General features: G+C 73.7%; 7 protein-coding genes and 1 tRNA gene. 4 read left to right on the top strand and 4 right to left on the bottom strand.

The features are described from left to right. Positions 1-21: 21 nt before the first annotated feature. Positions 22-110 (bottom strand) — tRNA-Ser (locus tag KU893_RS16470). A 76-nt stretch (positions 111-186) separates the two neighbouring features. Between KU893_RS16470 and KU893_RS16465 the strand changes: the two genes are divergently transcribed. The 4 genes from KU893_RS16465 to KU893_RS16450 all read left to right on the top strand — a co-directional run bounded on the left by KU893_RS16465 (position 187) and on the right by KU893_RS16450 (position 9,642). Then, on the top strand, positions 187-924 hold the full coding sequence (locus KU893_RS16465) for a GntR family transcriptional regulator (protein WP_218235467.1): 738 nt from the start codon (positions 187-189) through the stop codon (positions 922-924). Between the two features lie 162 nt (positions 925-1,086). After that, positions 1,087-3,228 carry an alkaline phosphatase family protein gene (locus KU893_RS16460; RefSeq protein WP_218235466.1) on the top strand — a complete coding sequence of 714 codons (2,142 nt, stop codon included), beginning with the start codon at positions 1,087-1,089 and terminating at the stop codon, positions 3,226-3,228. A gap of 30 nt (positions 3,229-3,258) precedes the next feature. Next, positions 3,259-9,381 (top strand): OmpL47-type beta-barrel domain-containing protein, encoded by a 6,123-nt coding sequence (locus KU893_RS16455; protein ID WP_218235465.1) that lies wholly within the window; start codon positions 3,259-3,261, stop codon positions 9,379-9,381. Between the two features lie 39 nt (positions 9,382-9,420). Next, the gene (locus KU893_RS16450) at positions 9,421-9,642 is read left to right on the top strand and encodes a hypothetical protein (RefSeq protein ID WP_218235464.1); all 222 of its coding nucleotides are present in this window, start codon (positions 9,421-9,423) and stop codon (positions 9,640-9,642) included. 36 nt (positions 9,643-9,678) lie between these two features. Here the strand turns inward: KU893_RS16450 and KU893_RS16445 are convergent, their stop codons facing one another. Genes KU893_RS16445 through KU893_RS16435 form a run of 3 tightly spaced genes read right to left on the bottom strand, consistent with a single transcriptional unit; the run spans position 9,679 to position 12,133 of the window. Continuing rightward, on the bottom strand, positions 9,679-10,521 hold the full coding sequence (locus KU893_RS16445) for a PHP domain-containing protein (RefSeq protein WP_218235463.1): 843 nt from the start codon (positions 10,519-10,521) through the stop codon (positions 9,679-9,681). Beyond that, on the bottom strand, positions 10,518-11,402 hold the full coding sequence (phnE, locus tag KU893_RS16440) for a phosphonate ABC transporter, permease protein PhnE (protein WP_257441381.1): 885 nt from the start codon (positions 11,400-11,402) through the stop codon (positions 10,518-10,520). Before phnE ends, KU893_RS16445 begins: the two co-directional genes overlap by 4 nt. Next, positions 11,399-12,133 carry a phosphonate ABC transporter ATP-binding protein gene (locus KU893_RS16435; RefSeq protein ID WP_246592745.1) on the bottom strand — a complete coding sequence of 245 codons (735 nt, stop codon included), beginning with the start codon at positions 12,131-12,133 and terminating at the stop codon, positions 11,399-11,401. Before KU893_RS16435 ends, phnE begins: the two co-directional genes overlap by 4 nt. Positions 12,134-12,149: the final 16 nt, after the last annotated feature.

Raw genomic sequence — 12,149 nt, 5'->3', positions numbered from 1 at the left:
TGTCGACGCCGTTCGCGATGCTGGCGGAGCTGGGGGGATTCGAACCCCCGAGGGCTGTTAACCCAACCCGCTTTCCAAGCGAGCGCCATAGGCCACTAGGCGACAGCTCCGTGGAGGAGATTACCGGCACAGGGACGACGACGGGGAATCGGGAGCGACTTCCGAGGTGAGGGCTATCGTGCTGCCGTGACCAGCCGGCCGGCACGGGGCGGGACCAACGGGCAGATCGCCGCCGACATCGAGGCTCGCATCGTCGACGGCGAGTTCGCGCCGGGGGGCCGGCTTCCGAGCGAGGCCACCTTGGCCACCGAGTACGACGCCACCCGGGGCCGGGTGCGCACCGTGCTCGCCGCGCTGGCCCGCCGGGGAGTGGTCGTCGCGCGCCCCCGGGTGGGCTGGGTCGCCCAGGCGCGGCACCGCACGCAGAGCTTCGACCGGATGCAGTCCTTCTCGCAGTGGGCCGACCAGCACGGGCGGGTCGTGGGCGGTCGGGTGGTCGGGCGCGAGGACGGCCCGGCGACGGCCCACGAGGCGCGGGTGCTCGGGATCGGGCTGGGCAAGGAGGTGCACCGGTTCACCCGCACCCGGACCCTCGACGGCCGGCTCGTCATGGTGGAGCGCTCGGTCTGGGCACCGTGGGTGGGCCGTGAGGTCCGGGCGCTGCCCGACGACGTCGGGTCCGTGACCGGCGCGCTGGTCCGGGCCGGGATCGAGGTGGTGCGCGGCGAGCACCGGATCGAGGCGGTGGCGGCCTCGAGCCTGGACGCCGACCTGCTCGGCGTACGACGGTCCAGTCCGCTGCTCCAGGTCTCGCGGGCGACCGCGACCCGGGCGGGACGCCCGGTGGAGTACGGCGTGGACCGCTACCTGCCGCACGTGATCGCCTTCGACGTGACGGCCGGGGAGATGGCCGGAGCCGGCTGAGCGCCGCGCCGGCGCGGTGGCACCGGCCCAGTGTGCACAGTCGGCGGGCGGATCCGCCCCGGGGGCGCGTGCAGCGCCGTGCGGTGCCCCAGCGTTCACCTGCGGTTCGGAATCGTGCGTCTTGCTGGGCGGGAGCATTCCGCCCAGCCGAGGAGCACGACCATGGCCAGCGAGCCCACCCCCTTCGACGCCGAGCCCTACGACCGGGACCGGGTCGTCCCCGACGAGATCCTCCACTCCGGTCTCTCCCGGCGCGGGATGCTGCGCGCGATGGGCCTGCTGGGCGGCGCCGCCGCGGTCGCCGGCGGTGGCGCGGCGGCCTGGGCCGGCCCGGACGGCACCGCGGCGGGAGTGCAGTACGTCCTGCCGGAGGGCTTCTCCGGCGACATGGACGACCTGAGGCACGTGGTGATCCTGATCCAGGAGAACCGCTCCTTCGACCACTACTACGGCGCCTTCCCGGGTGTGCGCGGCCTCCACGACAAGCAGGCCCTGGCCTACCCGAACGGCACCACGGTGTTCGACCAGCCCCAGGGCAGCGGCGTGCGGCGTCCCACGCGGGTCACGACGGTCGCCGGGATGTCCACGGGTCTGCCGCACGGCTGGAGCGACGGACAGGCGGCGTGGGCCGAGGGCAGGAACAACGGCTGGGTCGCGGCCAAGGGCGCCGACTGCATGAACTACATGACGGGGGAGGAGCTGCCCTACCAGTACGCGCTCGCCAGCGAGTTCACCATCTGCGACCAGAACCACTGCTCGACGCCGACGTCGACGACGCCCAACCGGCTCTACCACATGTCGGGCACCTCGAGCTTCGAGGTGAACAACGGCAACGAGTCGACCGGGAGCCGCGCCTGGCAGACCTATCCGGAGGCGCTGCAGGCGGCCGGCGTGAGCTGGCGGATCTACGTCGACAACTCCAACAACGGCAGCAGCTGGGTCGGGGACTACACCGACAACCCGATCCGCGGTTTCGCGAACATCAGCCCGTCGGGCACGAACCTGCTCGACGCCGAGAAGAACCGCCCCGGGACCGGGCTGATGTGGCGCGCGGGCTCCGAGCCGTACCTGCTGCACGGGCTCCCCAACAACGACTCCGAGCAGAACCTCAACGGCGTGCTCAAGGACTTCATCGACGCCTGCCGGCCCGGCGCGGAGTTCCCGCTGCCGGAGGTGTCGTGGATCGTGGCGCCGTACGCCTGGTCCGAGCACCCGGCGGCCAACCCGGAGCACGGCGCGCACTTCACCAACCGGGTGCTCGAGACGCTCCAGGCCAACCCGGAGATCTGGAAGCACACGCTGTTCGTGATGACCTTCGACGAGAACGACGGCTACTTCGACCACGTGCTGCCGCCGCGTCCGGAGCCCGGCACGCCGGGGGAGTTCAAGGACGGCAAGGCGATGGGGTACGGCGCACGGGTGCCGATGATCCTCGTCTCTCCGTGGACGCGTGGCGGCTGGGTGAGCTCGGAGGTCTTCGACCACACCTCGATCCTGCGCTTCCTCGAGGTGTGGACCGAGCACCTCGGCAAGCCGGCCCGGTGCGCCAACATCACCGCCTGGCGGCGGGCGATCAGCGGCGACCTGACCAGCGCGATCGACTTCGCCCACCCGGTCGTCGCACCTGTCGACCTGCCCGACACCGCGGCGCTCAAGTACATCGCCGCGACGCTGCCCAACGCGCCGTTCGCCGGGCAGGTCGCCCCGGAGGACGAGTGGGTGCCGGCCAACCAGATCAAGCACCGGCCGCTGTCCTTCCACCCCCACGGCACCTTCGTCGAGGACCGCGCCGACGGCACCGTGGCGGCACGACTGGTCTTGGAGGGCGGACCGGACGGCAAGGCCGTGAGCCTGCAGGCGTTCCCCGACGCCCACCTGCCGTTCGCGAACACGCCCTACACCGTCTCGAAGACCAACTCGCGCAGCCACCTGTGGGACGTGAAGGCCACCGACGGCAGGTACGCCTTCACCGTCTACGGACCCGACGGCTTCGTCCGCTCGCACGCCGGCACGCTGCTCCCCGCCGGCCAGAACAGCGCGGGGGTGCCGCGTGCCGACGTCGCGCTGATCCGCGGCGCCAACGCGAAGGTGGAGATCACCTTGCGCAACGACGGTCGCCGCGCGGTGTCCTTCACCCTCGCCGCCAACGACCACGTCGGCGGCAGGCAGACGCTGTCCGTCGGGCCCGGCGCGACCAAGGTCGTGTCCTGGCCCACGTCGGAGGGCTACTACGACGTCGTGATCACGGCGAGCACCGGCACCGGCTGGAAGCACCGGTACGCCGGCCGCATCGCCACCGCCTGACCCACCCCTGCGAAGCTCTCGAGGAACCCTATGTCCCAGCGTTCGCTGCGCCACGCACTCACGACCCTGCTCGCCGGTCTCGTCGCCGCCACCGGCCTCGCGGCAGGCCCCGCTCCCACGGCCTCCGCCGACCCGACGTACGCGACGGGGAACCCCACGCCGGTGGTGTCCTACACCTTCGACACCGACACCGGGACGACGGTGCTCGACGCGACCGCCGGTCACGACGACGGCAGCTGGGTGGGCACGCCGGAGTACGGGCCGGGCATCTCGGGCCGTGCCGCCCGGGTCAGCAACAAGACGAACGAGGTCGTGCTGCCGAGGATCGTGGGCCGCACCGACGGGTCGGGCAGCTTCGCCTACAACTTCTGGATCAAGCAGGAGTCCTTCACCAGCGACTCCTGGGTCTTCACCAACATCGGCGGCTCGTCGTGCGATGCCGGACTCGGGCTCTACAACACCTCGGGATCGGGCGGCCGGCTCACCGGCTGCATCATCAAAGGCGGGATGAAGGACTACCAGACCAACTGGAACGGCACGAGCGGCATCAACGGCGCCTGGCACCAGATCGGCGTCTCGGTGGACCGGTCCGCGCAGACCCTCAAGTGGTACTTCGACGGCGTCCTGAAGAGCACCACCGCCCTCGACGACACCGTGGAGCTCAGCTCGGGCCTGCCGTTCACCTTCGGCGGCGACGCCGACCGGTCCTACGCGCCGTACACCAACGCGTGGATCGACGCCGTCAACTTCTACGACGTCGCGCTGAGCGACGGGCAGATGGCGGCGGACTTCGCCGCGACGGACCCGGCGAGCCACTTCCCGGTGACGGTGACCGACGACGGGCACGGCACCGGCTCCTCCAGCCTGCTGACCCCGACGGCAGGCGCGTCCGTCACGTTGAGCGCCCGGCCCGCGACCGGCTACCACCTCGACCGCTGGGTGCCGGTGACGCCGGCCGGCCTCGTGATCGCCGCGGACGGCACCTTCGCCGCGCCCGGTGTCGCCACCACCGTCAAGGCGCAGTTCGCCCCCAACCGCTATGTCGTGGCCTACGACGGCAACGGCGCAGACGGGGGCACGATGGCCCCGCAGACGATGACCTACGACGCCGCGGCCCCGTTGCGCGCGAACGCGTTCACCCGCGCCGGCCAGCAGTTCGCCGGCTGGTCGACCGTCCCGGACGGTCCCGTGGCCTACGTCGACGCCGCGAGCGTGACCAACCTCGCGAGCGCGCAGGACGCCACCACCACCCTCTACGCGCGCTGGGTGCCGGCGGGGAGCCGGCGCGTCGTCGTCCGCGGCGACGCCCAGGTCACCGTCACCGCCTCGAGCGACGTGACCGGCTTCGCGCGGCCCGGGGACGTGGTGACCCTGTCCTCGACCCCGAACCTCGGCTACCACGCCGCGTGGGACAGCACGCCCCACGTCGAGGTCGCCGCCGACGGCACCTTCACGATGCCCGACGCCGACCTCGAGGTGCGCGCCGTCTCGACGCCCAACTCCTACACCGTGCGCTTCGACGGCAACGGTGCCGACGGCGGCACCACCGCCGCACAGCCGATGACCTACGGCCAGGCCGCCACGTTGCGACCCAACGGGTTCACCCGTGCGGGCTGGGCGTTCCGCGGCTGGTCGCGGGCCACGACCGGGGCGCGCACGTGGGCGGACGGGGCGAGCGTCACCGACCTGAGCGCGACCGACGGCGCCACCGTGGTGCTGCATGCCGTGTGGAACCGGCTGCGGACCCCGGGCGACACGATCGCGCCGGTGGCCTCCTACGACTTCGAGGAGATCACGCGCGGCGTGGTCGCCGACAGCTCCGGCAACGGCTACGACGCCACGTTCACGGGGACCGTCGCCCGCGCGAGCGGCATCTCCGGGCGCGCCGCGCACGTCAGCGCCGGCACCAACGTCGTCAAGCTCCCGCTCGTCGCCGGGGTGAGTGACGGGTCGGGCAGCTTCTCGGTCTCCGGCTGGTTCGGCGTCTACGACAAGGTCGCGGACGCGCCGCTGGTCAGCAACGGTGACTTCTCGGCCTGCGCCAACGGCGGCCTGACCCTCTTCAACGACGAGCTGTCCGCCAAGACCGGCTTCTGCTGGGGCAACGGCAGCGGGACCAAGTACAAGTACCAGCAGAGCCCGACGGCCATCAAGGGCTCCTGGCACCACCTGGTCATGGTGGTCGACCGCGAGGCCGCGACCGTCCGGCAGTACGTCGACGGCGTCGCCGGCACGCCCGTGCCGATCGCGGCGGGCAGCAAGTTCGCCACCGGCCTGCCGTTCGTGATCGGCAACTCCGGCAAGCTCGACTACCACACGATCTCGCCGTACTTCGGCACGGTGGACGCGCTCGTCGACGACTTCGACCTGTACGACGCGGCGCTCTCGCCCGCCCAGGTCCAGGCGACCTGGGCGGCGACCCGGCCGGCCAGCGCGGCGCTGCCGGTCGACGGCGCGGGGGCGGCCCTGCCGACCGGCTTCGTGACGGACACCTTCTTCGCCCCGCAGGCGCGTACCGGTGCCGCCTGGGAGCAGAAGGTGGCCGGGCTGTGGACCGGCGAGGACCCGGTGACGACCTGGACCAAGGTCAGCGGTCCGAGCTGGGCCGACATCAGCGCCACGGGCGTGGTGAGCGGCCGGGCGCCGGGCCGCGCACCGCAGCAGCCCGCCGAGATCACGGTCGAGGCGAGTGACGGGACGACCACCTCGTCGATCACCGTCGTCGTGCCGGTGATCGACGGCGCGGACGCCCCGCGGTTGACCGCCGCGACCTGGAACCTGTGGGACGGGGGCAGCCACGTCGCGAGCTCCCTCGCCAAGGAGCTCGCCGTGATCGCGACCAACGGGCTCGACGTGATCGGCGTCCAGGAGGACGGCGGGGAGGGCGCGCAGGCGCTCGCCGACGCCCTCGGCTGGCACTCCTACGAGGGCGGAAACGGGCTCGGCATCGTCTCGGCGTACCCGCTGTCGGACCTGGTTCCGGCGAGCGCGGGCAGGCCGGTGGCCGGCGCGACGCTCGACGTCGCCGGCGTCGACCTGCGGGTGTGGACGACCGACCTCGACGAGGCGGGCTACGGCCCGCGCAAGGCGTGCCTGGACGGCGTCACCGACCCGGCCGCGCTGGTCGCAGCAGAGAACGGCAGCACCCGGATGGCGCAGGCGCAGGCCGTGGCGACGGCGATCGGGGCCAGCGTCGCGGCCGCCGACGACCTGCCGGTCGTGCTGCTCGGCGACCTCGCCTCGCCGTCCGGCGCCGACTGGACCGCCGCCACGGCGGCGAGCCACTGCGGCGTCGGCGCCGTCGACTGGCCGGTCGTCCCGACGATCCTCGGCACCGGGCTGACCGACAGCTTCCGGGCCGCGCACCCGGACCCGGTCGCCGCCCCCGGCGACACCTGGTCGCCGGTGGTGCGCGCCAACGGCGACCAGCCGGAGCCCCAGGACCGGATCGACTACGTCGCCCATGCGGGCGCGCTCCTGGAGCCGGTCGACGCCAGCACCCTGGTGGCCGGTTGGCCGTCCTCGACCGACATCGTGAACAACAGTTGGACGAGCGACCACCGCGCGGTGGTCGGGACGTTCACCCTCGGCACGCCGCTGCCGGCCGTCGAGGCGCCGTCCGTGGCCGTCGAGCACGACGTGGTGGCCTACCAGGTCCTCCGCGGCCCCGCGGACGATGCCGCGCTGCTCGCCGACCTCGGCGCGAGCGCCGATCCCGCGGACGCGACCCTCGCGGTCGACGACAGCGAGGTCGACTACGGCACCGTCGGCGACTACACCGCGCTGGTGAGCGCGACCCGGGACGGCGTCGTGTCCGACCCCGTGGCCGTGGTGGTCCAGGTGGTGCCGGCGGTCGAGGTCCGTCTCGCGCAGCCCGAGATCAGCCTGCGCCGCGCAGCGCTCACCGAGGCGTCGGTGCTCGCGGCGAGCGGGGCGCTGCTCAACGTGCCGGGCGAGCTGCACGTCGACCTCGCCGCCGCCGCGGCCGGGCCCGGGACCTACCGGGTCACCGTGACCGGCAGCGACCGCCACGGGTTCACCGCCACGGCCACCGTGACGCTCGAGGTGACCGGGGCGAGCCTCCAGGTGAGCGTCGATCCGGCCGTCCCCGACGGCGACGCCGGCTGGTATCGCACGCGTCCCACCGTGACCCTGACCGCCGACGACGCCGGCACCCCGGCCCCCGGGCTGGTCCTGGAGTGGCGCGTCGCCGGGGGCGACGGGGAGTGGACCCGGTACGCCGGCCCGTTGGCGGTCGCCGACGGCGAGCAGACCTGGCAGGTCCGCGCACGCGACGACGGGGGTGTGGCAGCCGCACCGGTCGACGTCGACCTCGCCGTGGACACCCTGGCCCCCGTGACCACGGGCTCCGTGGCACCCGGCGCGACCGGCACCGCGCCCGTCGTGGTCGAGCTCAGGGCGACCGATGCGACGTCGGGGGTCGCCGCGACCCAATACCGCCTCGGTGGCGGCACCTGGACCACCTACCAGCACGCGTTCGAGGTCACGCCCACCACGGCCGACCAGCAGGTGTCCTTCCGCTCGACCGACGCGGCCGGGAACCTCGAGGTCGCTCGCTCGCTCACGATCCCGGCAGCCGACCTGCGGGCCCCGACGCTCTCGGTGGGCGTCGCGCCGGCGACACCCGACGGAGCGGCCGGCTGGTACCTCACCTCGCCGCGGGTCACCGCCACGGCCACCGACGACGTCACGCCGGACCCGACGATCGAGGTCCGGACCGACGGCGGCGCCTGGACGGCGTACGACGGTGCGCTCGCGGTGGCCGACGGCGAGCACGCCCTCGAGCTGCGGGCCAGCGACCAGCAGCACAACATGTCCGCGCCCGTGGCCGTGGACCTGCGGGTCGACACCGTCGCGCCCACCGTCGCCGCCGACCTCGTCGCCGGGACCACCCGCAACGACCCGGCCACCGTCACCGTGACCGCGACCGACGCCACGTCGGGCGTGGCAGGCGTGGAGTACCGCATCGGCCAGGGCCCCTGGACGCCGTACGACACCGCGCTGGTGCTCACGCCCGGCGCGGCCGAGCAGGTCGTGACCTACCGGGCCACGGACGTGGCCGGTCACACCGCCGGCGGATCCGTGCGGATCCCGGCGGCCGACCACACCGCCCCCGTCCTCTCCGTCGGCGTCCTCCCGGCGGTGCCCGACGGGGCCGGGGGCTGGTGGGTCACCGCGCCGACCATCACCGCGTCCGCGACCGACGACCTCACCCCCGCGCCGGTCGTGGAGTACCGGGTCGGGGACGGCGCCTGGACCGCCTACCCGGGTCCGCTGGTCGCCGCCGACGGCGCCGCGTCCTACGGCTTCCGCGCCCTGGACGAGCTCGGCAACACCTCCGGCGTCACGACCGTCCCGGTCAAGGTCGACCGGATCGCGCCGGCCACCGTGAGCCAGGTCGCGACCGACGCCGACGGCGCGACGCTCACCCTGACCGCGACCGACGCGACCTCGGGTGTCGCCTCCACGCAGTACGCCGTCGACGGCGGCCCCGCGCAGGTCTACGGCGGCCCGTTCCGGGTCGCGCCGGCCGCGACCGGTCACACCGTCTCCTTCTGGTCGGTCGACGCGGCCGGGAACGTGGAGACGGCGGGCCGGGTCGTCGTCGGCGGGCGTGACTCGACGCCGCCGACGGTGACGGCCGGGCTGGATCGTGCGCCCGACGGCGCGGGCGGCTGGCATCGCACCCGGCCCGGGCTCGTGGCCTCGGCCGACGAGGCGGCGCTGCTGGAGTACCGCGTCGCCGGCGGCCCCTGGTCGCCGTACACCGGCCCGGTCGGGATCCCCGACGGTCGTCGGGCCTACGAGGTCCGGGCGACCGACGCCGCCGGCAACATCTCGCCCGCGGTCGTCGTCCCCGCCGCCGTCGACACCACGGCACCTGTGCTCCGGCCCCGGCTGCGGCTGGTCCGCCGCCACGGGCGGGTCGTCGCCCGCCTCGACCCCCGGGCCGCCGACGCGACGTCGGGCGTGGCGCGGGTGGAGTACCGCGCCGCCGGCCGGAGGTGGAGGACCGCCCGTGGCCCGATCGTCCTGCGCCCCGCCGCACAGGCCCGGACCGTGCGGGTGCGGGTCACCGACGGCGCCGGGAACCTGGCCGTCGTACGGGTGCGGGTGCCGGCGCGGCGCTGACCTCCGCCGGTCAGCCCCGCGCGGACGTAGGATCCGTCCATGACCGCGCGGGGCGACGATCTGGAGCCGTGGGCTCCCGAGGAGCACCTGCCCGCCGACGCGCGGCGGATGGGACTCAACAGCCTGGTCCCCGACGGCGCCCTGCTCGAGCTCGCGGGGTCGCTCGACGGGACGAAGCGCTCCCACCGGCTGGTCGCCTGGGTGCTGCTCGTCGCGATGCTCGCCCCCGTCGCGCTGACGGTGCTCAGCCTGCTGCGCTGAATGCCCCGGACGCGCGGGCTCCCCGGGGTCCCGGCCTCAGCGGTGCCAGAAGGCCAGCGGGTCGGCGGGCGCGCGGAAGCCGACCAGCTCGGCCATCGCCACGGCGTCGCGGAAGCCGGAGGCGACCAGCTCGGGCCGGTGGGCGTCGGAGGCGAAGCTGATCGCCTCGCCGCCGAGCTCGTGCCACCACTGGAGCAGGATCCGCGGCATCGGGAGCCGGGTGTTGACCTCGAGGACCTTGCCGCGCTCACGCAGGAGGGTGAGCACGTGGCGGTAGTGCTCGCCGAAGTCGTGCGCGTCGAAGGGCACGTGCTGCGGCCAGGCGCGCAGCGGGTAGTCGAGGTGGGCGAGGACCTGGAAGTCGTCGTACGACGTGACGAGGCGCGCGACCTCGTCGAGGTAGCCCTCGACCACCGCAGCGGGCGGGACGTGCGCGTAGTGCTGGCTGGAGTCGACGTGCCCGGCCGCGACAGGAGCGGAGTGCACGGAGGCCAGGACCCGCGCGAAGGAGCCGGAGGAGAGCAGCGCCGAGACGGCGGGAGCGTGCCAGTGCGGCTCGCCGAGCTCGACGCCGGTCAGGACGGTCAGGGACGGGTACCGCGCCCGGCAGCGCTCGACGGAGGCGAGGTAGCCCTCGACGTCGAAGGGTGGCGGGCGCAGCGTCCCCTCGACCACGCCGTGGCGGGTCCAGTCCTGCGGGAGCGCTGCGACGTCGTCGACGGCCCAGGCCGTGTGGTCGACGTGCTCGGTGAACGCGATCGAGGGCAGTCCGAGACGCACGGCGCGTGCGCAGGCCGCGTTCATGTCGCCGGCGGTCGTGTCCCACGACCACTGGCTGTGCACGTGGTCGTCGCCGGGCAGCCGCGGCGTGGGGGTCACGTGAGGGCCAGGCGCTTGCGCAGCCACACGCTGAGGAGGTCGATGAGGATGACCAGCACGACGACCTGGCACACGTAGGTCATCATCGTGTCGAACCGGAAGCCGGACACCGACTGCTTGATGTAGAAGCCGATGCCGCCGGCGCCGACGGTGCCGAGGATGACCGAGCTGCGGACGTTCGTGTCGAAGCGGTAGAGCAGCAGACCGAGCAAGGACGGCATCACCGTCGGCAGCACGGCGTGCACGGCGGTCTGGTAGCTCGACGCGCCCGCGCTCCGCAGCGCCTCGACCGGGCCCTGGTCGGCCTCGTCCATCGCCTCGGACCACAGCTTGCCCATCACGGCCACGTTGTGGATGGCGAGCGCGATGACGCCCGGGAAGGCACCGAAGCCGACGGCCGCGATGAACATGAGGGCATAGACGGTCTCGGGCACCGCGCGCAGGACCGACATCACCGCGCGGGCCAGCCAGAACAGCGGCGGGAAGCGGTTCGTCGTCCGGGAGCCGAGGACGGCGAAGACGAGCGACGCCGGGATCGAGAGGGTCGTCCCCATCAGGCCGATGCAGACCGTGAGCAGGCAGTAGCCGATGCCTGGCCTGATCGTCTCGCCCCACGACGTGTCGATCGGGAACGCGCCCTCGGTCGTGACGTGGTGGCCGTTGGGGTAGGTCTGGTCGCGCCCGAACAGGAAGTGCCAGATGCCCTGCCAGCCCTCGGCGAGCGCGGTGAGGGAGAACTCGGTCTGCGTCCAGGCGTACCAGTGGACGGCGAGCAGGCCCGCGGCCACGGTGCCGCCGATCGCGAGCGTGCGCTGGGAGACGCGGCGCGGAGCGGTACGACGCTCCGGCGTCGACGGCTCCCGCAGGGGGGCGAGGGTCACCGCTCCGCCTCGGCGTCGGGCCGGTAGAGCGCCTCGATCGTGGCGTCGTCCACCGCGCCGGCAGGCAGGTCGAAGGCCGAGCGCCCGTGCATCAGGCCGATCATCCGGTCGCTGTGACGACGGGCGAGGTCCGGCTGGTGGAGCACGGCGGCGACGGCGATGCCGTCCTCGTCGGCCAGGGAGCGGAGCAGGCGCATCACCTGCTCGGCGGCGGCCGGGTCCAGGGCCGAGACCGGCTCGTCGGCGAGCAGCACCTTGGCGCGCTGGCACAGCGCCCGCGCCACGGCGACTCGCTGCTGCTGGCCCCCGGAGAGCCGCCCGGCCTTCTCGGTGGCGCGGTCGGCGAGGCCGACCCGGTGCAGGCAGGCCATCGCCTCCTCCCGCAGCTCGGCGGGGAAGCCGAGCGTCGACCAGGACCGGGCGAGGTCGAGCCGGCCCAGCGCACCGGCGCAGACGTTGTCGATGACCGAGCGCCGCGGCACGAGATGGATCCGCTGGAAGACCATGGCGACGTCCGGGATCGGCCGGCCGTCGACGGCGGGCACGCCGTCGACGGTGATCGTGCCGCCGTCGGGCCTGCTGAGGCCGACGACGCAGCGCAGTGACGTGGACTTCCCGGAGCCGTTGGCTCCGAGCAGGCTGACCACCTCGCCCGCGGCGACGCTCATCGCGAAGCCGTCGAGGACCGACGTCGCGCCGTACCGCTTGGTGAGGCCGTCGATCTGCAGCATGGGCGCTCCCCGGTCG

The organism is Nocardioides daeguensis, from assembly GCF_019192965.1.
Classification (GTDB): Bacteria; Actinomycetota; Actinomycetes; order Propionibacteriales; family Nocardioidaceae; genus Nocardioides; species Nocardioides daeguensis.
The sequence above is the reverse complement of the archived record's forward strand: the minus strand, read 5'-3'. Positions and strand labels throughout refer to the sequence as shown.

Bases quoted from the DNA above. Each gene is read 5' to 3' on its own strand.
- KU893_RS16460 (WP_218235466.1), top strand. From the start codon at position 1,087: ATGGCCAGCGAGCCCACCCCCTTCGACGCCGAGCCCTACGACCGGGAC.
- KU893_RS16455 (WP_218235465.1), top strand. From the start codon at position 3,259: ATGTCCCAGCGTTCGCTGCGCCACGCACTCACGACCCTGCTCGCCGGT.
- KU893_RS16450 (WP_218235464.1), top strand. From the start codon at position 9,421: ATGACCGCGCGGGGCGACGATCTGGAGCCGTGGGCTCCCGAGGAGCAC.
- KU893_RS16435 (WP_246592745.1), bottom strand. From the start codon at position 12,133: ATGCTGCAGATCGACGGCCTCACCAAGCGGTACGGCGCGACGTCGGTC.